At 70.4% G+C, this 23,060-nt stretch carries 21 protein-coding genes; 7 read left to right on the forward strand and 14 right to left on the reverse strand.

Annotation, left to right across the window (positions count from 1 at the left end; translation table 11 throughout):
* Positions 1 to 73: 73 nt before the first annotated feature.
* Entirely contained in the window at positions 74 to 1,375 is a 1,302-nt protein-coding gene (locus tag V1351_RS14865; protein ID WP_338748972.1) for an ATP-grasp domain-containing protein, read from the forward strand.
* Positions 1,376 to 1,388: 13 nt separating this feature from the next.
* Positions 1,389 to 3,377 carry a hypothetical protein gene (locus tag V1351_RS14870; RefSeq protein ID WP_338748973.1) on the forward strand — a complete coding sequence of 663 codons (1,989 nt, stop codon included), beginning with the start codon at positions 1,389 to 1,391 and terminating at the stop codon, positions 3,375 to 3,377.
* 23 nt (positions 3,378 to 3,400) lie between these two features.
* Here the strand turns inward: V1351_RS14870 and V1351_RS14875 are convergent, their stop codons facing one another.
* Complete coding sequence (locus V1351_RS14875) at positions 3,401 to 4,237, reverse strand: alpha/beta fold hydrolase (protein ID WP_338748974.1); 837 nt, start codon at positions 4,235 to 4,237, stop codon at positions 3,401 to 3,403.
* Between the two features lie 127 nt (positions 4,238 to 4,364).
* Between V1351_RS14875 and V1351_RS14880 the strand changes: the two genes are divergently transcribed.
* Positions 4,365 to 5,441, forward strand: a complete 1,077-nt coding sequence (locus V1351_RS14880; protein ID WP_338748975.1) for a YihY/virulence factor BrkB family protein — start codon at positions 4,365 to 4,367, stop codon at positions 5,439 to 5,441.
* A 68-nt stretch (positions 5,442 to 5,509) separates the two neighbouring features.
* Here the strand turns inward: V1351_RS14880 and V1351_RS14885 are convergent, their stop codons facing one another.
* The 5 genes from V1351_RS14885 to V1351_RS14905 all read right to left on the reverse strand — a co-directional run bounded on the left by V1351_RS14885 (position 5,510) and on the right by V1351_RS14905 (position 11,058).
* Complete coding sequence (locus V1351_RS14885) at positions 5,510 to 5,938, reverse strand: cupin domain-containing protein (protein WP_338748976.1); 429 nt, start codon at positions 5,936 to 5,938, stop codon at positions 5,510 to 5,512.
* Between the two features lie 49 nt (positions 5,939 to 5,987).
* Positions 5,988 to 7,667 (reverse strand): alkyl hydroperoxide reductase subunit F, encoded by a 1,680-nt coding sequence (gene ahpF, locus V1351_RS14890; protein WP_338748977.1) that lies wholly within the window; start codon positions 7,665 to 7,667, stop codon positions 5,988 to 5,990.
* 100 nt (positions 7,668 to 7,767) lie between these two features.
* Positions 7,768 to 8,334: an alkyl hydroperoxide reductase subunit C gene (gene ahpC / locus V1351_RS14895; RefSeq protein ID WP_338748978.1), complete on the reverse strand. Its 567-nt coding sequence runs from the start codon at positions 8,332 to 8,334 to the stop codon at positions 7,768 to 7,770.
* Positions 8,335 to 8,479: 145 nt separating this feature from the next.
* The gene (locus V1351_RS14900; RefSeq protein WP_338752565.1) at positions 8,480 to 9,181 is read right to left on the reverse strand and encodes an exonuclease domain-containing protein; all 702 of its coding nucleotides are present in this window, start codon (positions 9,179 to 9,181) and stop codon (positions 8,480 to 8,482) included.
* Positions 9,181 to 11,058 carry a DUF294 nucleotidyltransferase-like domain-containing protein gene (locus V1351_RS14905; RefSeq protein ID WP_338748979.1) on the reverse strand — a complete coding sequence of 626 codons (1,878 nt, stop codon included), beginning with the start codon at positions 11,056 to 11,058 and terminating at the stop codon, positions 9,181 to 9,183. The genes V1351_RS14900 and V1351_RS14905 overlap by 1 nt, the downstream gene beginning before the upstream one ends.
* A gap of 312 nt (positions 11,059 to 11,370) precedes the next feature.
* On the opposite strand from V1351_RS14905, the gene V1351_RS14910 reads away from it, so the two are divergent.
* Positions 11,371 to 12,630: a hypothetical protein gene (locus V1351_RS14910; protein ID WP_338748980.1), complete on the forward strand. Its 1,260-nt coding sequence runs from the start codon at positions 11,371 to 11,373 to the stop codon at positions 12,628 to 12,630.
* 6 nt (positions 12,631 to 12,636) lie between these two features.
* Here V1351_RS14910 and V1351_RS14915 read toward each other — a convergent pair whose 3' ends face one another.
* The 5 genes from V1351_RS14915 to V1351_RS14935 all read right to left on the reverse strand — a co-directional run bounded on the left by V1351_RS14915 (position 12,637) and on the right by V1351_RS14935 (position 18,147).
* Complete coding sequence (locus V1351_RS14915) at positions 12,637 to 14,136, reverse strand: amidohydrolase (RefSeq protein ID WP_338748981.1); 1,500 nt, start codon at positions 14,134 to 14,136, stop codon at positions 12,637 to 12,639.
* A 278-nt stretch (positions 14,137 to 14,414) separates the two neighbouring features.
* The gene (locus V1351_RS14920; protein ID WP_338748982.1) at positions 14,415 to 15,440 is read right to left on the reverse strand and encodes an acyltransferase family protein; all 1,026 of its coding nucleotides are present in this window, start codon (positions 15,438 to 15,440) and stop codon (positions 14,415 to 14,417) included.
* Positions 15,441 to 15,650: 210 nt separating this feature from the next.
* A complete protein-coding gene (locus V1351_RS14925) occupies positions 15,651 to 15,998 on the reverse strand; it encodes a hypothetical protein (RefSeq protein ID WP_338748983.1) in 348 nt (115 codons plus the stop codon).
* 67 nt (positions 15,999 to 16,065) lie between these two features.
* Positions 16,066 to 17,469: a class II fumarate hydratase gene (gene fumC, locus V1351_RS14930; RefSeq protein ID WP_338748984.1), complete on the reverse strand. Its 1,404-nt coding sequence runs from the start codon at positions 17,467 to 17,469 to the stop codon at positions 16,066 to 16,068.
* 102 nt (positions 17,470 to 17,571) lie between these two features.
* Positions 17,572 to 18,147 (reverse strand): TIGR00730 family Rossman fold protein, encoded by a 576-nt coding sequence (locus V1351_RS14935; protein WP_338748985.1) that lies wholly within the window; start codon positions 18,145 to 18,147, stop codon positions 17,572 to 17,574.
* A gap of 17 nt (positions 18,148 to 18,164) precedes the next feature.
* Between V1351_RS14935 and V1351_RS14940 the strand changes: the two genes are divergently transcribed.
* Entirely contained in the window at positions 18,165 to 19,334 is a 1,170-nt protein-coding gene (locus tag V1351_RS14940) for a sterol desaturase family protein (protein ID WP_338748986.1), read from the forward strand.
* Between the two features lie 23 nt (positions 19,335 to 19,357).
* Here V1351_RS14940 and V1351_RS14945 read toward each other — a convergent pair whose 3' ends face one another.
* Entirely contained in the window at positions 19,358 to 20,200 is an 843-nt protein-coding gene (locus V1351_RS14945; RefSeq protein ID WP_338748987.1) for a maleylpyruvate isomerase N-terminal domain-containing protein, read from the reverse strand.
* Positions 20,201 to 20,256: 56 nt separating this feature from the next.
* Between V1351_RS14945 and V1351_RS14950 the strand changes: the two genes are divergently transcribed.
* On the forward strand, positions 20,257 to 21,045 hold the full coding sequence (locus V1351_RS14950) for a PIG-L deacetylase family protein (protein ID WP_338748988.1): 789 nt from the start codon (positions 20,257 to 20,259) through the stop codon (positions 21,043 to 21,045).
* A 116-nt stretch (positions 21,046 to 21,161) separates the two neighbouring features.
* A complete protein-coding gene (locus V1351_RS14955; RefSeq protein WP_338748989.1) occupies positions 21,162 to 21,632 on the forward strand; it encodes a nucleoside deaminase in 471 nt (156 codons plus the stop codon).
* A 72-nt stretch (positions 21,633 to 21,704) separates the two neighbouring features.
* On the opposite strand, the gene V1351_RS14960 is transcribed toward V1351_RS14955, so the two are convergent.
* On the reverse strand, positions 21,705 to 22,871 hold the full coding sequence (locus tag V1351_RS14960; RefSeq protein WP_338748990.1) for a trans-sulfuration enzyme family protein: 1,167 nt from the start codon (positions 22,869 to 22,871) through the stop codon (positions 21,705 to 21,707).
* Between the two features lie 34 nt (positions 22,872 to 22,905).
* Positions 22,906 to 23,034 (reverse strand): hypothetical protein, encoded by a 129-nt coding sequence (locus tag V1351_RS14965; protein ID WP_338748992.1) that lies wholly within the window; start codon positions 23,032 to 23,034, stop codon positions 22,906 to 22,908.
* Between the last annotated feature and the right edge of the window lie 26 nt (positions 23,035 to 23,060).

Consider the following 23,060-nt stretch of genomic DNA (forward strand, 5'->3'; position numbering starts at 1 on the left):
GACCACACCCCGCGCATCCCCACGATGCGGTCCAGCAAGCGTCGCCACGCCGGCGGCAGGAGGGAGCCCGAGAGTGACCCCCACTCACGAGTCGACCACCACATCCGAGCAGCAGGACCGGGCGGAGAGCACGACACGCGATCCGCACCCGGAGCGACGCGATCCCAGCAAGGGATTCGTGGCGCTGCTGGGCTGGAGCCCCAACGCCGTGGAGGCCGTCGAGCAGTTCAACCGGCGCTACGTCGTCGTGGCGCCGGACTGGGCCGAGGACTACTGCCGCGAGCACGAGATCCCCTACGTGCCCTGGAACTTCGAGCGGCTCAACGACCGCTCCATGGAGATCGCCGAGACCCTGCAGGGGCTCGGTGTCGACGTCGCGATCCCGCTGTTCGAGGAGACGGTCGAGTGGGCCGGCGCCATCAACGCGGTCGTGATGGACCAGCCGAAGCTCTTCGGACAGGCGATGCTCCTGCGGGACAAGGCGCTGATGAAGCGCCGCGCCCAGCTCGGCGGCATCCGCGTGGGCATCTTCGAGGAGGCCTACGAGCAGGAGGACGTCATCCGCTTCCTCAAGCGCGTCAACCAGACCCTGCTGAAGCTCGACGGCGACCCCAACGACCCGATCCACCTGAAGGCGCTCGACAAGGCCGGATGCCTCGGCCACCGGATCATCCGCACCCCGGACGAGGTGGACTCCATCCCGGAGGAGGAGTTCCCCGTCCTGATGGAGTCCCACCTGGACGGGTGGGAGTTCGCGGTGGAGGCCTGGGTGCACGACGGGAAGATCCGCTTCCTCAACATCTCCGAGTACGTCCGGCTCGGGTACTCCGTCTTCGTCCCGGCCTCGCCGGACCTGGAGCGATACCGACCGGAGATCACCCGGCAGCTGGAGAAGCTGATCAAGACCTTCGACATCGATTTCGGCTTCGTCCACCCCGAGTACTTCGTCACCAGTGACGGCGAGATGTACTTCGGCGAGGTCGCCTACCGTCCGCCGGGCTTCAAGGTCTTCGAGCTCCTCGAGCGCGCCTACGGGTTCAACGCCTACCAGGCACTCGTGCTGGCCTTCGACCCCAAGACGACCGAGGAGGAGATCACGAGCTTCTTCCCGCGGGAGGTCGAGGACGCGACCGGATACGCCGGGTGCTTCGGGGTGTACCCGCGACGGCGCGTGGTGAGCACGCTCGAGATGCCCGAGGAGACCGAGGACCACGAGTACTTCGAGTCGCACGAGCTGTCCACCCCGCTGGAGGAGACGGTGACCAAGCGCACCGCCTTCGGGACCCACTGGGGCCTGCTCTACTTCTTCGGCGACGAGCCGCACACGATGCGCGAGCTGCTGTCGCGACAGGAAGACCTTGACTTCTACGTCTGACGGAGTGATCCGCGTGGACTCGGACACCTCCCTACTGGACAAGCGCCTGCGCACCCTGACCGACGCGGTCCGGGCCTTCGACGACGCCGGTGACCTCGGCAAGACCACCCGACTGCGCCGGGTCCTGGACGGGCTCCGACTGGTCCTGCGGCAGCCGGGTGGGCCGGCGGCCGTGCAAGCACGTGCCGGCGAGCTCGAGTCGGCCGGGATCTTCGCGGGGACCGACTGGGCGAGCCCCAGGTCCTTGGTCCCCGCGCTCAGTCCCGCTTCGCTCAGGAGCGCCGACACCGACACCGTCGTGATGGAGGTCGTCAGCGACCTGCGTCTGGTGGCCATCGCACTCGGCGAGTTGGCGCATCCCGACATCTGCGCGGACGAGGCCCGCGAGCACGTCCTGCAGGTGCTGGCGGCCAATACCTCGCTGCTCTTCTCCACTCCCACGGAGGCCGAGCGCGAGCAGCAGGGCCGGATGGCCCAGGTGACCCGGGCCGCGATGCAGCACATCGTCGATCAGCTCGGTTATGGCTCGGTCCTCGACCAGGTGGTCGAGGAGATCTGGCGGATCCTTCGCCAGCGCCCGGTCCAGGTCGATCACATCAAGGCCACCATCGCGCAGATCGCCGTGGCGGTGACCGATCCGGACACCGGCGCAGGACACCTGCCCCTCGGGGTCGATCGCCTCGTCAGCAGCCTCTTCGGTCCGACCGAGGCATCCCGGGACGACCCGGGCGTCGGTGAGTACCGGCGGCGCCTGGAGTCGATGGACGACATGGCGCTGCAGTACGAGGCCAGCGGCTTCGCCCGGTCGATGCACGACACCGGACTCGTGTCCGCCTACCACGCGGTCCTGCTGCGTTTCCTGCGTGAGCGCAGCAACTTCCTCCTCAGCGAGGCGTTGGGCCTGTCGAGCACCGGCCGGGAGAGCCTGCTGAGTTTCCACGACCTCGTCGACAAGCTCATCGACGAGGCGGTGCATCCCGAGACGGCGCAGGACGTCTACGGGCTGGCGCTCATGCTGGAGCGGGGGGTGCTCTTCGAGCCACCCGTGGCTCCCGCGCTGTGGCGGCAGCTGTCCCTGCCGCTGTCCGCGCACGCTCGTGAGCGCCTCGAGCTCGCCTTCGGCACGGCCCACGATGCGCGCGTCTGGCTGCTCGCCGGGACGCTGTCCGTGCTGGGCCAACCACTGGGCATCGGGCAGGGGGACAACCCGACCTGCCAGTCGGCCCGGGCCATGTCCATGTGGGCCTACAACGACCCCGACTACCTCCTCCAGACGATCGTCTGGGCTGCCCGTGACGACGAGGTCGTCATGCACTTCGAGGGACAGACGATCTCCTCCCGCGACACCGCAGTCGGTCTGGCGGCCACACTGCCGATCGACCTCGACGCCGCCTCGCTGCTCGTGGTCCCCCACCTGGATCGGATCTACGCCGAGATGGGTCACCGCTGCGCCGAGCGTGAGGGCGACCCGCACCGGTGGATCAACCCCGAGTTCCACGGGTGGTGGGCGGGCCGGGGGTTCCGGATCAACGTCGACGTCGGGACCGGCAGGCTGACCGACCTGGACGGGTTCGTCCGGCACTTCTACGCCAGCTATCACCCCTTCCACAACGGTGGTCAGCCGCTGATCCACCCGCAGCCGGCAGGAATCGCCGTCACGGACGCCGCTGCCCGCTTCGTCGGGTGGCACGCGATCACGGTGTTGCGCGTGGCCCTGGATCCCGCGGGCACGATGCGCGTCTACTTCTACAACCCGAACAACGACAGCGGCCAGGACTGGGGCGATGACGTCGTCGTGAGCACGGCCGGCACCGGGGAACGCTTCGGCGAGGCGTCCCTCCCCTTCGAGCAGTTCGCCTCACGGCTGTACATCTTCCACTTCGACCCGCTCGAACCCGGCGACTACGGCTCGGTGACCTCCGACGAGGTCGAGCGAGTCGTGGCGGCCATCACGCGCACCTGGGGCGCGGACCGCCTCCCCGAGGTGCCGCCGGGCGACTGAGCGTCCGCAGGGACGGTGGGCGGTCAGCCGCCCGGCCGCTGGCCGGCCGTGTTCGCGTCCGAGGTCGGGGCGGCCCGGTTGATCGACGCGATGATGACGTCGACGACGAGTTCCGGGTGGTCGTGCTGCGGGCAGTGCCCGCAGTCCGGCAGCGTCACGTGAGTGGCCCCGGGCAGGCGGGTGCGTGCGGTGTGCGCCTCGGAGGGCAGGAGGAGTCGGTCGGTGTCGCCCCAGGCGACGGTCGTCGGGACCTGCACGTCCTTGGTGAAGCGCATGACGGTCGCCCGGACAAAGTGCGGCCAGAACCCCTTCGACCGGCGCAGGTTGAGGGTGTCGTCGACCGCGGCCTCGACCGTGACCGTCTCGGGGTGGGTGTACAGCGAGCGGAAGGCGGCCCTGCGGAACCATGCCTGCCCGGCCAGCCTGCGGTGCACCGCCTCGGGCAGGTAGCTGCCGAACTTCATCATGAGCAGGTTCGCGGCGATGTTGGGCAGGTGGTGCACCGGGAAGAATCCGGCCGGGGAGAAGACCGTGGCGGTACGGACCGCGCCGGTGTGGGCCAGCTCGAGCGCGACGGCGCCGCCGAGGGAGTTGCCCACGACGTGCGGCCGATCGAGTCCGAGCGAGGCGAAGAGCCGCTCGAGCTGCTCCGCCGTGCTGCGCATCGAGTACCCGTCCGGCCGGGTCGGTGTCGGTGAGGTGCCGTGTCCCGGCAGGTCGACGGCGTAGACGTCGTACCCCCGGTCGTTCAGCAGCTGCGGCACCTCGCCCCACGCCTGGCGACGGTGACCGATCCCGTGGACGAGCGCAACCGGCTCGCCCGGGCCGGGCAGGTGGGAGTAGGCGATGGTGCTCTTCATGACTCCGATGTTACTTCCTAGTCACCTCCTGCGGCGAGGGCGCTCCGCCGGGACAGGCGGGCGAGGGCGGTGCGCTCTCACGCACAGATCACGCGCTCCGGCCGACGGGCGCCGCTAACGTGTCGCCATGGAGCCGGACGGGGCAGGAGACACACGCAGCCGCACCGCTGCGTGGACCCGGGTTCGGCGCACCGCCTGGCAGTTGATCACCTCGACCGTGGCAGCATCGTTCCGTCACCGGGTCATGGGGCTTGCCGCCGAGGCTGCCTTCTTCGCCATCCTGTCGCTTCCGCCGCTGATCTTCGCGCTGGCCGGCAGCATCGGGTTCTTCGTCAGCACCCTCGCCGTGGCCCAGGTCGAGACGCTGCGCGACACCACCCTGAGGTTGGCCGGCCAGGTCCTGACCGAGGACAGCATCGAGAGCGTGATCCGGCCGACGCTGGACGACGTCCTCGAGGGCGGGCGCTTCGACGTCGTGTCCATCGGCTTCGTGCTCGCCCTGTGGTCGGGGTCGCGGGCCCTCAACGTCTTCGTGGACACGATCACGATCCTCTACGGCCTGGCCGGACGGCGCGGCCTCGTCCGCACCCGTGCGCTGTCGTTCGGTCTCTACCTCATCGGTCTCGTGATCGGTGTGATCGTGGTTCCGCTGATCCTGCTCGGTCCCCGGATCATCGACTCGGTGCTCCCGGACCAGCTGCCGGGGGTGACGATCCTCTACTGGCCGACGGTGATCGTGCTCAGCGTCGCGTTCCTCACCTCGCTGTACCACCTGTCCGTCCCCGTGCGGACCTCGTGGCGCCACGACCTGCCCGGGGCGGGCCTGGCCGTGCTGCTGTGGATCCTGGGCAGCTACACGCTGCGGTGGGCACTGCAGAGCGTCATCGGGGGCACGTCGATCTACGGTCCACTGGCCGCGCCGATCGCCGTCCTGCTGTGGTTGTACCTCACCGCCGTGGCCGTCCTGATCGGTGCGGCACTGAATGCGGCGTGCGACCGCGTGTGGCCGGAGTCGGAGACCGCCCGGGCACGTCTGGAGGTGGTCCGCCGGCTGCGCAGCGACGCCACCTCCCGGCGGCTGCGCGAGACCGTCAGCTCCGAGGAAGTGGAGCGACTGGACGACGTCGGTCCGGGCGGGGAGCCGACGCCTCCGCACGAGTCGCGCACCGCCCGACCGAACAGTCGACACCTCGGCGACGAGTGAGCTCCGTCGAAGAAGCCGACGGAGCTCACTCCCTCGTGACCACACGCCCCCGACCACAGGGCAGCGAGTCAGTCCTCGGTGGGGTCGGCCTCCTGGTCGGCCTTCGTCTCGTGGACCGTGCCGTGGACGTGCTCCGGCGGGGAGTACAGCGAGTACACCTTGAGCGGCACGTCGCCGATGTTGGTGATGTTGTGCCACTGACCTGCCGGGACCATGACGATGTCGTCATCGCCGACCTCACGGTCGAAGGACAGGTCGTCCTGTGCCGGACCGAGCTGAGCACGACCGCGCCCCTCCTCGATGCGCAGGAACTGGTCGTGGTCCTCGTGGACCTCCAGGCCGATGTCGGCACCGGGCGCGATCGCCATGACGGTCAGCTGCATGTGGCTGCCGGTCCACAGCGTGGAGCGGTAGTTGGTGTTCTGCAGCGTCGCGTCCTCGATGTTGACGACGTAGGGCGCGGGGCCGTGGTCGGAGAGGTCGATCTGGTCACTCATCTGTGGATCTCCTTGTGTGCGAAGGGGGTCGAACCGACAGTAGTCGGGCTCAGGCGCTTGCACCGACGGAGTCCGGGACGTCGATCTGGTCCCCGGCCTCGATGGGACCGTCGGCCACCTTCGTCGCGGCCATGGCGGCCTCCTCGGAGGGCGCGCTGGTGCGGATCAGGTGATCGAAGGCGCTCAGCGACGCGGTCGACCCGGCGCCCAGTGCGGTGACGATCTGCTTGTAGGGCTCGATCGTGCAGTCTCCCGCGGCGAAGACACCCGGGAGGCTGGTCCTGCCGACGCTGTCGATGACGACCTCGCCGCGCTCGGTCAGCTCGATCGCGTCACCGAGCCACTCGGTGTTGGGCAGCAGGCCGATCTGGACGAAGACGCCCTCGACGTCGAGCTGCTCACTCCGGCCACCGTCGCGGGGCTCGACCGAGATGCCGGTGACCTTGTCGCCGTCACCGATGACCTCGGTGGTCCTGGTGCCGAGACGGATGTCGACGTTGGGCAGGGAGCGGACCTTGCGCTGCAGGACCTCGTCGGCGCGCATCTCGTCGAGGAACTCGACGAGCGTGACGTGACCGACGATGCCGGCCAGGTCGATCGCGGCCTCGACACCGGAGTTGCCGCCGCCGATGACGGCGATGCTCTTGCCCTTGAAGAGGGGGCCGTCGCAGTGCGGGCAGAAGGTGACGCCCTTGTTGCGGTACTCCTCCTCGCCGGGGACGTCCATGGTGCGCCAGCGTGCTCCGGTGGCCAGGACGACGGTCTTGCCCGACAGGGCCGCACCATTGGCGAGGTCGACCATGGTCAGGCCGTCCTCCCCTTCGCTCAGGCCGACTGCCTCCTGGCTGCGCACGAGCTCGATCTCGTAGTCGGACATGTGGCGCTCGAGGTCGGCCGCGAGCTTCGGGCCCTCGGTGTGCGGGATGGAGACGAGGTTCTCGATCGACATGGTGTCGAGGACCTGGCCGCCGACGCGGTCGGCGACGACTCCGGTGCGGATCCCCTTGCGGGCGGCGTAGATCGCGGCGGACGCTCCGGCGGGACCGCCACCGACGACGAGCACCTCGTAGGGGTCGCGGGCGTTGAGCTCCTCCGCAGCGCGCTCGGCGGCGTCACCACCGGACAGCTCGTCGACCTTCGCGACGATCTCGGGCAGCTCCATCCGGCCGGAGCCGAAGTTCTCGCCGTTGTGGAAGACGGTGGGCACGGCCATGACGCCACGCGCATCGGCCTCGTCGGGAAAGACCGCGCCGTCGATGGCGACGTGCTCGATGTCCGGGTTGAGCACGCTCATCAGGTTGAGGGCCTGGACGACGTCCGGGCAGTTCTGGCAGCTGAGCGAGAAGAAGGTCTCGAACCGGTGCTGTCCCCGCAGGGAGCCGATCTGGTCGAGGACGTCCTGGGAGGCCTTGCTGGGGTGGCCGCCCACCTGCAGCAGCGCGAGGACCAGGGAGGTGAACTCGTGACCCATCGGGATGCCGGCGAAGCGCACGGAGACGTCAGGGGCGCCGACGCGGGCGATCGCGAAGGACGGGACGCGCTCGTCGCGCTCCGCACCCTCGGCGACGCGGCGGGCGATCAGCTCGCTCATGCCCTCGATCTCGATGAGCAGCTCGTCGAGCTCGGTGGACTTGGCGCCGTCGTCGAGCGTCGCGACGAGCTCGATCGGCTCGCGGAGGTTCTCGAGGTAGGCCTTCAGCTGGGTGGCGAGATTCGGATCGAGGGCCATGGCGGAAGCGACTCCTGGGGGACGAAGTGGGCGTGCGTGGGGTCGGTGAGGGGTGACGCGCGGTGGCGCGCCACCCCTCATCCGAGATGCTGCAGACCGATCAGATCTTGCCGACGAGGTCCAGGCTGGGGGCGAGCGTCTCGGCGCCCTCTTCCCACTTCGCCGGGCAGACCTCGCCCGGGTTGTTGCGCACGTACTGCGCGGCCTTGACCTTGCGCACGAGCTCCTTGGCGTTGCGGCCGATGCCCTCGGCGGTGATCTCCATGAACTGGATGACGCCGTCCGGGTCGATCAGGAAGGTGCCGCGGTTGGCCAGCCCCTCGTCCTCGCGCAGGATGTCGAAGTTGCGCGAGATGGTGGCGGTCGGGTCACCGAGCATCGGGTAGGTGACCTTGCTGACGGCGTCGGAGGTCTCGTGCCACGCCTTGTGCGTGAAGTGCGTGTCGGTGGAGACCGAGAAGACCTCGACGCCCAGGTCCTTCAGCTCGCTGTCGTACTCGGCGGCGAGATCCTCCAGCTCCGTCGGGCAGACGAAGGTGAAGTCGGCCGGGTAGAAGAAGAAGATCGCCCACTTGCCGGCGATGTCCTTGTCGGAGAAGTCCTTGAACTCACCGTTGAGGTAACCGGTGGTCTCGAAGGGAAGGACCTTGGTGTTGATGAGGGACATGCGTTGGTCTCCTGTGCATCTCTCGGGTTCTGGGGTTCCCGCCCACGACGTTTTCTCTGGAGAACCTCGTGTTCTGGAATGCCTCCAGAATAATGGATGCGGTCGGGGGGGCGCAAATCCGGGGTCGGCCGCTCGCCCGTCCTGCTCAGGCGCGCTGGACGGCCTTGAGCGACAACGGCTTCGTCGAGCGAAGGGAGAGCTCCGCCACCTGTGCGAGGTACAGCTCTGCGCAGGCCAGCGCGTCGGTGAGCGGCTCGTGAGCGTGGTAGCGCGGCAGGCCGTACCGCTCGCGGGAGGCCCACAGCCGCACCTGACCGGGCAGCGGCTCGGCCGGAGCACCGACCCCCTCGGTGAGCACGCGGTGCTGGAGGGCGAGGGTGTCCACGCAGCTGACGACGAGGGGAGCTCCGTAGACCCGCTGGCACGCGGCCGAGAGGAACCCGACTTCGATCGAGGCGTGGTGGGCCAGCAGCACCCGTCCGGTGAGGGCCTCGAGCATCTCGACGAGGACCTCCTTCGGGACGGAGCCGGCGGCGACCGCATCATCGGTGATCCCGTGCACCGTCGCGGAGTCGCCGACGTCCATGCGCATCCCCACGATGTGCCGCCGGGCGCCGGCGAGATCGATGGTGGCGCCGTCGACCGGCACCCAGCCGGCCGCGATGACGCGGTCCCGTTCGACGTCGAGGCCGGTCGTCTCGACGTCGATGGCCAGGAGTGGCACCTCGTCCAGGGGCGTCCTCGGGTCGGGGAAGGGGGTGGACAGGTAGTCGCGCAGCGGGCCGGGCGGGGCGGCAGCCGCCGCGGACTGCCGACGCCGCCGCGACGAGCGACGCAGACCGGGCATCACGTGTAGTACTGCATCGGGTTGCGCTGGGCGAGAGCCTGCTGGGCACCCCGTACGACGTGGAAGGCCTCGCGGAGCGAGCGCTGCTCGAAGGCGGTGAGCTCGCTGGGGCGAAGCCGCGAGTCGGGCCGGGTACCGGCCGCGGCTTGCCTGGCCTGGTGTGCGAGCCGCACGTGCGAGATGAACTCCAGCGCATCCACGAGGCTGGCAGCCGTGTCGGCATCGATGGCACCGGAGCGCCCTGCGGCGAGCAGGCGTGCCCGCGTGTTGACGGAGACCAGCCCCGCCCCGAGCGCGTGGACCCGAGCGAGGTCGACGATGGCACCCACCCCACCGCGCTTGAGGTCGAGGGTGTCCCTGTTCTCCCCGGCCCTGGCCAGCACGAAGCCCCGGAAGAAGCCCAGCGGGGGTTCCTGGGCGAGTGCCTCCTTCGTGAGGTGGGCGAGGAACTTGCGCCCCTGCGGCACCCACACCGAGATGTCCTCCGCGAGCCGGGCGTGCAACGCCTCGTCGCCGTGCAGCGGTCGGGAGTCGAAGAAGATGCTCGCCCCGAGGACCGCGTCCGGCACCGGCTCGTGGATCCACTGTCGGAACTCGCGGCGCCACCCGTCGAGTCGCTGGCGCCAGCGGGAATTGCTCGCCATGACCTCGCCCTCGCAGCGGGGGTAGCCGGCAGCCTCGAGACCCTCGACCACCCGGTCCGCCAGAGCGGCGAGATAGGCCTCGGCGTCGTCGGGGGCGTCGTCGGCGATGATCACCGCGTGGTCCTGGTCGCTGCCGAGGGCCTGCTCGTGCCGGGCCCGTGAGCCGAGCACCATCCAGCAGTAACGCGGCGGCGGGCCGTGCTCCTCGCGCAGCTCGTCCTCGGCCAGGGCGATCAGCGCGCGCTCGATGGCGTCCCCGACGGACGTGACGATCCGGGTGATGTCGTGAGCGCCGACGTCCTGCTCGACGAGTTGCTCGACGAGCCGCGGCACCCGGCCGGCCATCTCGACCACGCCCGCGACATCGCGCTGCTGGGTGATGTCGCCGACGATGTGGACGGCATTGACCCGCTCCAGGCGCATCAGGTCGGTCGACGTCACCACCCCGATCGGCTGCCCCCCGTCGACGAGCGGCAGGTGGTGGACGTGTCGCTCGACCATCGTCAGCAGCAGCTCGACCGCGGCGGTCTCCGCCGGGGCGACGACGGGGTCGGGGGTCATCACCGCCGACACGGGCCCGTGCAGGTCCAGGTCCCGGGCGACAACCCGCCGACGCAGGTCCCGGTCGGTGAGGATCCCGGCCACCCGCTCCCCGTCGAGCACGAGGACGCTGGAGGAGTCCTGCGTCGTCATCACCTCCGCCGCCTCACGGATGGTCGCGCCGATCGGGACGGTGACGACCGGCTCCCGGCGGACGAGGTCACGGCCGGAGGACCGCAGGATCGCCTGGCCGGCGGCGTTCGTCGCGACCGAGGAGGCCGCCATCCGCAACCGGTCCGCGCGCTCGGCGTCGAAGTGGTCGGCGAAGTCCGGGTGCGCCTGCGACAGCTCGTGGAAGATCTCCCTCGGGAGGAGCAGCACGAGGGTGTCCTCGATGGCGACGACGTCGAAGCGCGAGGGGTTGTCCCCGACGAGGGTGGTCGAGCCCGCAGTCGTGCCCTCCCCTCCCCGACTGACGAGGTCGCCGTCGGCGTCGCGGATCTCGATCGCGCCCGAGCGCACGACGAAGAGGTCATTGCTGTCGACGCCCACGGCCATCAGGCTCGACCCCCGGCGGTGGTAACGCACCCCCATCCGCGCCGGCAGGCTGCGCAGGACCCGCTCGGGCAGGGCATCGAAGGGAGCGTGCCCGGCGAGGAAGTCCGTGACCTCCGCCAGTTCGACATCGACCATGGCCTCATCGTGGCACCCCGCGACCCCGAGGGTCAGGGCGCGCCGGCCGCTTCGCCACCGCGACCTCGAAGCGGCCGCCCTCGGGCACCGACTTTCCGGGCGCCAGGCCACCATGCCGGGTCGAGCAGCTTCTCCCAGCCGGTTCTCGCCGCGACCAACGACTACGGCGTCACGATCGACACGGTGGGCTGAGGTAGCGGTCCCGCCGGCTGAAGCGGCTCGCCCTACGACCACTGGCTGTCTCTGCTGGCAGCTAAATTGATCCATTCGGTGCTACACAGACGTACGCCTTTCGCGGAAGACGGGGACGGGATGAATCAAGAGATCCAGTTGATCAATGACGGGGACGGGGTTGCCGTCATAGGGGACTCAGCGGCTGTCGAGCGCTTCCTGGCAGCCGCCGAGCTGCCGTCGACGGACCTTGGCCTCCCGCGACTGGGGAACGCCCTCGCCAAGGGGTCAGGGCTCGCGGTGGTCGGTTCCGAAGTCGCAAAGGGCTCGGGTCGGTGGGTGAAGCTGACCGAGAAGTCAGCCAAGGCCCTTCAGGCATCTCCGGCGATGAAGGGATCCCAGCCTGGCGTCAGTCGGGCTGTCCTGACGAAGAACGGCAGGATCAAGGAGATCCTTGAGTTCTCGACGAGCAACGGGGACATGCTGGCCAATCCTGCGGTGCTTGCCGGAGCCGCAGGCATCATGGCCCAGCTCGCGATGCAACAGACGATGGATGAAATCACCGACTACCTCGCGGTGATCGACAAGAAGGTCGATGACATCCTCAGGGCACAGAAGGATGCGGTTCTTGCGGACATGCTCGGTGTGGACCTCGTGATCAAGGAAGCCATGACTGTCCGGGACGAGGTCGGTCGGGTCTCAGAGGTCACCTGGTCGAAGGTCCAGGCCACTTCGATGACGATTGCACGGACTCAGGCCTACGCCTTGCGGCAGCTCGATGCGTACGCGGAGAAGATGGAACGAGAGACCAAGGTCAGCGATCTGGCCGAGCGCGCCACGGAGGCCGAGGCGAAGATCCAAGAATGGCTCGCCGTCCTGGCCCACTGCTTCCAGCTGCAGGACGCCCTGGGCGTCCTTGAGCTCGAGCGGGTTCTGGACGCGTCCCCGGACGAGTTGGATCACCACCGTCTCGGCCTCCGGAGTGCCCGCGAGAACCGACGGAGCCTCATCTCCGACAGCACCGGACGACTGCTGGAACGCATGAACGCGGCCGGCACCTTGGCCAACGACAAGGTGCTCCTGCATCCGATGACGGCCCGCAGCGTGGTCGATTCGAGCAACATCGTCTCAAGCGCCGTCGTCGACTTCCACGGCATCCTCGGCGTCGCGAACGATCAAGAAGCACTTGAGGCGAAGGCGTGGAAGGCCGCCGCCACGGAGGCCACGGGCAAGGTTGTGTCCAAGGCATCCGACGGCGCCCAAGCCGCCAAGCGAGTTGGGGCCGAAACCGTCGGTCAGGCCACATCGACCCTTGACCGGGCAAGGTCCACGACCACACAGTTCTCGGTCCGGATCGCAGATCGATTCGCGCGTCGGCGTGGAGACACCGACGATGACTGACGCGAGTCACCCGTGGGTGATGCGCCCCCCGACGATGGTCGCCAGGGGGCGCATCGCCCGCAGGTGGGCGGCCTGCTCGGCGGTGCTCCGCAGGCTCGGGGGCGTGGGGTCCTCGTCGAGGAGCACGAGGTCGCCGGGCCCTCCGACCTCGATCGAGGTGATCCCGTCGGTCGAGGCCTCGAGCGCCTCCTGCGGACTGAGGGCCTGCTCCGGCGCCCAGGGTTCCCGCTCGTCGGCGCTGCGGTGGACCGCGGCGGCCATGGCCAGCCACGGGTCGAGCGGGGCGACGGGGGCATCCGACCCGAGACGAAGGGGGACCCCCGCGTCCGTCATCCAGCGCAGGGCGAAGCACCGGTCGAGCCGGTCCGACCAGAGGTCCTCGGTCGAGTCCCGGTCATCGAGCAGATGGGCCGGCTGCACGCTGGCGACCAGGCCGAGCTCGGCCATCTGCGGCAGGACCTCCCGGCGCACGAGCTGGGCGTGCTCGATGCTGCCGCGGGCCCCGGTGGCGGCGAAGGCAGCGACGGCGTCGACGAGGGCGGCATCGCCGATGGCGTGGACGGCTCCGATGAGGCCGTTCGCACGGGCACGGGTCAGCAGCTCGGTCAGTTCCTGCCGGTCGACGTTCTGCTTGCCGCGGGGGTCGCCGAGGGTCGTGTCGGTGAGGAAGGGCTCGCAGCACCATGCCGTGCGTGTGTTGAGGGACCCGTCGCTGATGATCTTGAGCGGGCCCATGGTGACCATGCCGGCCTCGTCGAGGACATCGCCGGTGCGCGCACCGGCCGCGATGACGTCCTCGAGGCCCTCGGGGTAGGTGCAGGTGCGCACACGCAGGCGGTCCAGCCCCGCCCAGGTGCGCCACGGCCACGCGGTGCGCCCCGACTCGAACTCCATGTCGACGATGCCGACGACGCCCTTGGCCGCGGCGTCGCTCATGGCGGCGTCGATGGAGCCGTGGACGAGTCGAGGATCCTCGGACAGGTCGCTCAGGTGCGTGTAGATGGGGAACCAGTCGTCCTCGTCGAGATGACCGGGGTGGTGCGGACGAGCGAGCGCACGGAAGGCAGCGCTGCTCAGCCATCCGGCGTGGCAGTCCCCGGAGATGAGGACGACGGGGTGGTCGCCGGCGGCGGCGTCGAGCTCGGCGGTCGTGGGCAGTCGGTCCCAGTCGGTGACCCGCCAGCCGAAGCCCTGCACCACCGCGCCGGGCTCGAGATCGCTCTCGGCGATGTGCCGGGCGATCCGGGCGGTGACCTCCTCCGGCCCTGCCGTGTCGGAGACGTCGACGCGCCGGGTCATGGCCGCCCACTGGCCGAAGTGCACGTGCGCGTCCCACAGGCCGGGGATGACCAGGGCTCCCCCGGCGTCGTGGTGCTGGGCTCCGGCGCGGTCCAGGTGCGGCCCGATCTCCTCGATCACGCCGTGGCGGATACGCGCGTCGACGGGGTCGGCGCCGGGGCGGAGTCGGACACCCGTGAGGAGGGCGTGCGGATCCTGATCGGTCATGATCGGCACTGTACGGCGCGGACACCCTCGCGGCATTCCCCTTCACGTCGTGGCCGCCGTCGAGGCAGCGCCCGCCCATCTGCCCAACGATGTGGAGGTCCGCATCACCGGGGTCCGCACGACCCCCACGGCCGTCGCCGTCACCCTGGCGATCTGCGATGCGAGCACCCGCGAAGGGAGGAGTCCGTCGCCCTGTCCTGACCGAAGACCTGGATCTGCTCAGTCCCGTGCCTCGTCGTTGGCCTGGCGGTTCGCCGTTCACTGGCCGGCGCGGGGGGTCACGTGATGCGATCGGTGGCGACCGCCATGAGCCGCTCCACCGGACCGCGGCCGACGAGTCGCCACCACATCCAGCAGGCGAGGACGGTCCCGACGAGGATGCCACCGGCCAGCAACGGCCAGTGGTCGGCGCGCGCCTGCCAGTCGACCGTCCGCGTCACGAGCGCGATCAGGGCCACGTGCAGCACGTATGAGGTGAGTGCCAGCGCGCCGACGGCCCGCACGGGCGCCATCGCGGTGACCGCCGACGACGCCCGCGGCCAGCGCGCGAGGAGGACGATCGCCCCGAAGGCACAGCCGGTCAGCGCCAGGTCCAGGAGCGAGTCGGTCAGGTCCCCGGAGACGACCTCGCTGCGTCCGATACCCGTGCCCGTCAGCCACAGGCCGACGACGGCGACACCGGCGAGCACACCGACCACGAGCGAACCGACCGCCACCCGTCGCGACAGGCCCCGGCGGGCGAGCACCACCCCGATGAGGACGAAGGGCAGCAGGCTCACCACGCGGTAGTGCGTGGACAGGACGAACCACTGGAGCACCTGATCGACCCACGCATCGGAGGACACGCGGGCGGGGTCGAGGACGGCCCGCGCAGCGGCATTGACCGCCGGACCTGCGGCGAAGGTGACGACGGCGAGCCCGGTGAGCACGGTCGCGGACAACAGGGTCAGTGGCGCCGCGACGACCAGCGTGGCGCCGAGGGACTGCAGCACGATCGCGACGAAGGTGTGCAACTGCTCGAGCGCGACCCCGATCGCGATCAGGATCACGCCACGGACCAGGTTGCGCAGCACGAAGGTCCTGCCGGCCACCGGCCTGCGCGCCCGGGTGAGCACGACCCCGGCAGAGACCCCCATGACCAGGGCGAAGAGCGGGGAGGCGACGTTGTTGACCACGAGGAGCGCGGCCCTGACCGGGACCGCATCGGTCGGCGCCCACACCCGCACGTGCGCGACCACCATGCAGACGACGGCGATGCCGCGCACGAGGTCCACAGCGGGATCGCGCCCGTTGTCCCACGGCATGGGGCGACCCTGTGCAGTAGTACGCCCACGGCTGGACAGGATCGTCACGAGCGAGGAACCTCCATGTCTGGTGTGGGCGCGACGAGTCTAGGTGTGACCACGCAACCCCGCTCGGGGACGACTCCGGTGGCGCCTGCCCGGACACGAGCGTTCCCTGTCCACGGCGAAGAACGGGCGAGACCCCCCTTCGCCCGGCCGAGCTGCTCGGGGTTACGGGTCGTCGTCGGTCGCCGCGGAGGTCCCCGACCCCGGCTCCGGGGAGCCCGCGCGCAGCATCTCGCGGAGGTCGTCGATCTTCGCCGCGGTGATGACGATCCCGTAGGCGAGCGACGTCCAGCCCACCAGCGCCGCGACCAGGCTCGCGATGAGCAGACCGGTGACGTCCTCACCCGAGGGCGGCCACATCGTCCACGGCAACCACCCGGTGGCGAAGATGCCCAGCGCGGCGAGCGCACCGAGCACGACGGTGCCCGTCACGAGCGGCGCGACGGGGTCCTTGTCCACGAGGCCGCTGAGGTGCGGCTCCTCACGGCGGAGCGGTCGACGCTTCGCAGTCATCGTCGGGTGGCTTCGAGGCTCACTGGCGCTCCCCGGACCTCACCCACCAGGTCGGCGGAGGCCATGGTCAGCCCGCGCTCGGGTGGGTCATGTCGGCCGGCACCACCCAGGCGTCGAAGTCCTCGCCGCTGATGTCCCCGGAGGCGATGGCCGCCTCGCGCAGGCTCGTGCCCTCCTTGTGCGCCTTCTTGGCGATCGCCGCCGCCTTGTCGTAGCCGATGTGCCGGTTGAGTGCCGTCACGACCATGAGGTTGCGCTCGAGGTTGCCCTCGATGGCCTCGGTGACCGGCTCGATGCCGACTGCGCAGTGCTCGTCGAAGGAGACGCACGCGTCGGCGATCAGGCGGATCGACTCCAGCACCGCGTGCGCCATGACCGGCTTGTAGACATTGAGCTGGAAGTTGCCCTGGCTGCCCGCGAAGCCCACCGTCGCGTCGTTGCCGAAGACCCGGGTCGCGACCATCGTCAGCGCCTCGGCCTGGGTCGGGTTGACCTTGCCCGGCATGATCGAGGACCCCGGCTCGTTCTCCGGGATGGCCAGCTCGCCGATGCCGTTGCGCGGGCCGGAGGCGTACCAGCGCACGTCGTTGGCGATCTTCATCAACGCGCCGGCGAGGGTGCGAAGGGAGGCACTCACCTCGACGAGCGCGTCGTGCGCCGAGAGGCTGGCGAAGAGGTTCTCCGCCTGGGTGAAGTCGTACCCGGTCTCCGCGCTGATCTTCGTCGCGGTGAGCGCGCCGAACTCCGGGTGGGCGTTCAGGCCGGTCCCGACCGCGGTGCCCCCGATGGCCAGCTCGCGGGCGCGCTCGTCGGCGTGCCGCACGGCGTCGAGAGCGAAGTCCATCTGGGCGACCCAGCCATCGATGACCTGACCGAGGGTGACCGGGGTGGCGTCCTGCAGGTGGGTGCGACCGACCATGACGACGTCGGCGTACTGCCGGGCCTTGTCGGCCAAGGTGTCGCGCAACTGCGTGACGGAGGGGTAGAGGCGCTCGTTGAGGTCGAGGACGATCGCGATGTGCATCGCCGTGGGGAAGGTGTCGTTGCTCGACTGGCCACGGTTGACGTGGTCGTTGGGGTGGACCGGCGTCTTCGTGCCCATCTGCCCGCCGGCGATCTCGATGCCGCGGTTGGAGATGACCTCGTTGGAGTTCATGTTCGACTGCGTGCCCGAGCCGGTCTGGAAGACCACCAGCGGGAAGTGCTCGTCCAGCTCCCCCCTGATGACCTCGTCCGCGGCCTGCGTCACCAGGTCGGCCACGTCCTGCGGCAGCTCGCCGAGCTCGGCGTTGGCCAGTGCGGTCGACTTCTTCAGCGTGCCGAGTGCGCGGATCATCGAGCGGCCCCACACGAAGGTGTCGCGGCCGATGTCGAAATTGCCCAGCGAGCGCTGCGTCTGTGCGCCCCAGTACTTGTCCGCGGGCACCTCGATGGTGCCCATGCTGTCCTTCTCCGCACGCGTCTGAGTCATGTGGGCCACGCTACTCGGCCGCCCGTGGCATCCGGAGTGAGCCCTACGGCGATGTCCGCACCCGGCATGCGCAATTGCGGGACGCGCGTGCGCGCAACGCCGTCAGGTGCGGCCGGTGAGCATCCGCGTGCCGGTCCCCCGCGCCTCGAGCCCGGCGAGGGCCGACTCCAGGTCCGCCGCCACGACGACGTCCGCCAGGCTCGCCTCGGACAGGAAGCCCGCATCGGCGATCCCTCGCAGGGCGTCCAGCAGCGGCGTCCAGAATCCGTCCGCGTCGAGGAAGCCGACCGGCTTGTCGAGCAGCCCGATCTGGCGCCAGGTCCACACCTCGAAGACCTCCTCGAGCGTGCCCATCCCTCCCGGCAGCGCGAGGAAGGCGCTCGTCAGGTCGGCCATCAGCGCCTTGCGCTCGTGCATGGAGGCCACGACGTGCACCTCGGTGAGGTCCCCCCTTCCCCACTCGCGGTCGACCATGAACTCCGGGATCACGCCGATGACCTCGCCGCCCCGCTCGAGCGCGCCCTGGGCGAGGGCACCCATCAGGCCGCTGCCCCCGCCTCCGTAGACGACCCCGATGCCGCGTCCGGCGAGGTCGGCTCCCACTGCGTGGGCGAGGTCGGTCCACCTGGGGTCCTTGCCGGGGGTGGAACCCGTGAAGCACGTCAGTCGCTTGATCACCGGTGAAGAATAGGCGCATGCAGCGACCCGACCTGACCGTCCTGGCGATCCCGGCCTTCATCGGCGCCATGGGGGCGGAGTACTGGTGGCAGCGGCGTTCCCCCGCCGAGCCCGGGACGATCCGCGCCGGCGACTACGAGCTGAACGACACGATCGCCTCCCTGACGATGGGCGTGGGGAGCCTGCTCGCCCCCGTCGTCGCCGGTCCGGTGGTGCGTCGCCTCGCTCCCGGCAGGACGAAGGGAGGCACCGCGCTCCTCGCGCTCGGCGCGGCCGCCGGGGTGGTCACCACCGTTGCCGACGTCCTGCGGCGACGCCGGGAGCACGGAGGGGAACTGCCGGAGGCGGGGGTCCTCCCTTCGCCCTCCGACCCGATCGTCGTGCGCTCGCGGGTCGACGCGCTCTCCCTGATGACCGCGGGGGCCGCCGTCGCCGCCGTGGGCTCCACGGCCGTCGCCGCCGCCTCCGTCTGGGCACTGGGCACGAGCGCGACGCGGTTGACGCGACTCGCCCCGATCCCGGCGCGCCGGGGGGCGCTGACGTACGTGGCCGCGATCGCCGGCTGGGACTTCATCTACTACTGGAACCATCGCCTCTCCCACGAGTCCCGGTGGCTGTGGGCGGTGCACGTCGTCCACCACAGCAGCGAGCGGTACAACCTGTCGACCGCCCTGCGACAGCCGGTCGCCGAGGCCTTCACGATGGCGCTGCCGTACGGGATGCTCACCCTGGCAGGGATCCCGCCGCGCTACGTCGAGGACGCCCGGGCGATCAACCTGATCTACCAGTTCTGGATCCACACCGAGGCGATCCGCTCGATCGGCCGGCTGGAGACGGTGCTCAACACCCCGAGTCACCACCGTGCCCACCACGGCAGCCAGCGGCAGTACCTCGACATCAACCACGGCTCGATCCTCATCCTCTGGGACAAGCTCTTCGGGACCTTCGAGCCGGAGGACGAGCCGGTGCGCTACGGGCTGACGCGCAACATCCACTCCACCAACCCCGGCGTGATCGCCACCCACGAGTGGCGGGACATCGCCGCGGACGTGGCCAGCGCGTCGACGTGGTCGGACCGCGTCGGGTTCCTGCTGCGCGGGCCGGGGTGGGCCGCCCTGCGGCGGGCACAGCCCGCACCCTCCCCGGAGTCGACCTGCGCGCCGGCGGCGCTGCCCGTCATGGGCTGACCCCGGCCTTCACCGCCGGCCGGTCAGCCGATCGGCTGCGCGAGGATCGCGCGCAGGCGCCGGGCGGTCTCCTCATCGCCGGTGACGGCGGGCTCGAAGGCGCCCGCGCGGTGCCACAGCCACAGGTCGAGTTCCTCGGCGGTACCGCTGATGCGCAGGTCGACCGGGTCAGCGGACCGGCCGATGTACTCGCGAGCAAGCACCTGGACGTCGTCCTCGTCCTCGTCCCGGCCGGTGCGTGGGTCGGTCCCCGTGAAGCGCCCCAGACCGAGGACGATGCGGTGACCGGTGTCGGTGATGTCGACGGCGACGCGGCTGCCGTCGGGTGCGAAGCGACCCCACCCGGGCAGCGCGCCGTACATCACCTCGAGGCACTCGACGACGCCGTCGGCCGCCAGGTGCGGGTCGAGGGGGGTGCGTTCCCCCGCCGCGAGCTCGGCGTCGACGCGGTGGATGAGCGCCTCGTGCGCCTGACGCCGCATCGTGAAGGCGACCGTGTGCAGGACGGTGTCCGATGCCCAGGTCCAGCATCCGTCGGCCGGGTCGGCATTGCGCAACCGCAGCATGAGGTCCTCGTGGGCCCGGTCGAAGAGGGCGAGGATCCCGTGCCGGTCCGCCGGCCGGTCCGGCTGCGGGTACTCCTCGGGCCCCTCCGGTCGATGGGCGACGATCCATCCCCAGAAGTGCTGGACGTCCCCGCCGCCGAGGTGCCACAGCAGGTCGTCGACGTCCCAGCCGGGGCAGCTGGGCACCGGGGTGCCCGCGGGCTGGTCGATCAGGACCTCTCGGAAGCGTCGCGACTCCCGCTCGATCGCCTCGAGGTAGGTGGCCATGGGCAGCCAGTGCTGTTCTGGATGGGTTCGCACGCACCGACACTAGCGGCGCGCGATCGGGTGTCGCCGCGGGAAGGCAGGATGGTCCGGTGACGACCACCGTGTTCTTCCATGCCCATCCCGACGACGAAGGGAGCGCCACCGCCGGGTCGATGATCCTCACCTCCCGCGCCGGCCACCGCGTCGTCCTCGTCTACGCGACCGGCGGCGAGCACGGCACCCTGCCTGCGGACCTGCCCGAGGGGGTGACGCTCGCCGAGCACCGACGCACCGAGGCACTCGCCTCGGCAGCGGTCACCGGGACCGCGCGGGTGGAGTGGCTCGGCTACGCCGACTCCGGGATGGCCGGGTGGGAGGAGAACTCGCACGAGACCTCCTTCCACGCCGCCGACCTCGAGGAGGCGGCCGGTCGACTGGCGACCGTGCTGGACGAGGAGGACGCCGACGTCCTCGTCGGCTACGACTGGCACGGCGGCTACGGGCACCCCGACCACGTCAAGGTCCACCACGTCGCCCACCGCGCCGCGCAGCTGGCCGAGCGGCGACCGCGCCTGCTGGAGTCGACGATGAACCGCGACCTCATGCGCTCCCAGATCGCCCTGGCCACCGAGCTCGGGGTCGAGGCACCGATGGACGCGGACGCTCCGATGGACGACGGCAACCCGATGGGACTGCCCGAGGCCGAGATCCACCACCAGGTGGATGTCAGCGACGTGCTCGACCTCAAGCGCGAGGCCCTGGCCTGCCACGCCTCGCAGGAGGACGTGCAGTGGATGCTCGCCATGCCCCCGCAGGTGTTCGCCGCTGCCTTCGGCGCCGAGCACTACGCGGAACCGGGCCGGCAACCGGGGATGGCCAGCGACCTCCCCTTCGCCTGATCGGCGCGGGCCGACCCACACCCTCCGACTCGACGTCCACGAGGGAGGCTCCTCTCCGTGCCGGGAGACGCGGCGGCCGCCCAGCGAGCGGCTCCTGCAGGTGCCACGATGTCCCCATGATCGACGCGACCGACCGACGTCACCTGGTGCGGGCCGTGGAACTGGCGGAGGAGGCGCTCGACGCCCACGACGAGCCCTTCGGCTCACTGCTGGTCACCTCCGACGGAGCCGTCCGCCTCGAGGACCGCAACCGCGTCTCGGGCGGGGACCACACACAGCATCCCGAGTTCGCCATCGCCCGGTGGGCGGCGCAGCACCTGACCCCGCACGAGCGCTCGGCGGCCACGGTCTACACCTCCGGCGAGCACTGCCCGATGTGCGCGGCTGCCCACGGTTGGGTCGGCCTGGGCCGCATCGTCTTCGCCAGCAGCTCGGCGCAGTTGGCGCAGTGGGCGGGTGAGCTGGGCCTGCCACCCGCACCCGTCGCGACGATCCCGATCACCACGGTCGTGCCCGGTGCCGTCGTCGACGGTCCGGACGACGAGCTCGCCCAGCGGGTCCGCGCGCTGCACGCCCGTCGCACCTGACTCCGGGCTGGGTCGAGGTACCCACGCGCGTCCAAGGGCGCCCGATCACCTCGCCCCAGTGAGACCGAGGGCTCACCCGCGCAGTGCGCGGTCGAGGTCGGCCCGGATGTCCTCGACGCCTTCCAGACCCACGGACAGACGCAGCAGGTCCTCACCGGGCTTGGCGCTCGCCTCGACCGGGCGGTGCGTCAGCGAGGCCGGGTGCTGGATGAGCGTGTCCACCCCACCGAGGGAGACGGCGTGGGTGATCAGCTCGCAGCGGGTGACCAGCTCGGCCGCCGCGTCGGGTCCTCCCCGCGGGCGGAAGGCGATCATGGCGCCCGGACCACGCATCTGGCCCTCCGGCACACTCTGACCGACCAGACCCGGATAGCGGACCTCCTCGACGAGCTCGTGCTGCGCCAGCCAGTCCGCGAGCACCTGTGCGCTCTCCTGCTGGGCACGCACCCGCACCGGCAGCGTCTGCAACCCGCGGTGCAGCTGGTAGGCGGCCATCGGGTGCAGCAGGCCACCGGTGAGTGCCCGTACCTGCCGCAGGCGACGTGCCCATGCGGCGCTGGTCGCGATGACCCCGCCCATGACGTCACCGTGGCCGCCGAGGTACTTCGTGGCCGAGTGCAGGGACAGGGCCGCACCCAGGTCGAGCGGCTGCTGCAGGACCGGGGTGGCGAAGGTGTTGTCGACGAGCACCGGCACCTCCCCGGCCGCCTCGGCGATCGCCCGCACGTCGACGAGGTCGAGCGAGGGGTTCGCCGGGGTCTCGATCACGACGAGGCCGGTGTCCTGCGGCCGGGTCGCGATGGCGGCTGCGACGCCGTCCGCGTCGGTCCAGGTGACCTCGGTCCCGAGCATCCCGGTGGCCAGCAGGTGGTCGCTGCCGCCGTAGAGCGGACGGACGGCCACGACGTGCGGGGTGCCGGCTGAGACGCAGGCGATGAGGGACGCGGTGAAGGCGGCCATGCCGGAGGCGAAGGCGACCGCCTCCTCGGCGTGCTCGAGATCGGCGAGCGCCCGCTCGAAACGGTCGACGTTGGGGTTCCACAGCCGTTGGTAGACCAGTGAGCTCACGCTCTCGTCCTCCGGGCGGCCGCCGGTCGCGAGGGTCTCGTAGGAACCCCCACCGGACCCGAGGTCGGTGACCGGGTAGGTGGAGGAGAGGTCGATCGAGGGCACGTGCACGCCGAGAGCCGCGAGATCCTCGCGTCCACCGTGCACCGCCGTGGTGTCCGGGTGTGTCATGTCTCACATCATGACAATGGTTTGACGTCAGCGACTAATCGGCCCTCACCGCGGCGCCAGCCACCGACCCACTGTGCTCGTCCCCCGTGAGCGAACCGAGCCGGACCGGACGGGCGCCGATCCCGACGACCCGGCCACCGCCCTTCGCCTCCTGCGAGGACACCGCCCGAACGATGTGCTGCAGGCTCG

Source organism: Janibacter sp. A1S7 (genome assembly GCF_037198315.1).
GTDB classification, from domain to species: domain Bacteria; phylum Actinomycetota; class Actinomycetes; order Actinomycetales; family Dermatophilaceae; genus Janibacter; species Janibacter alittae.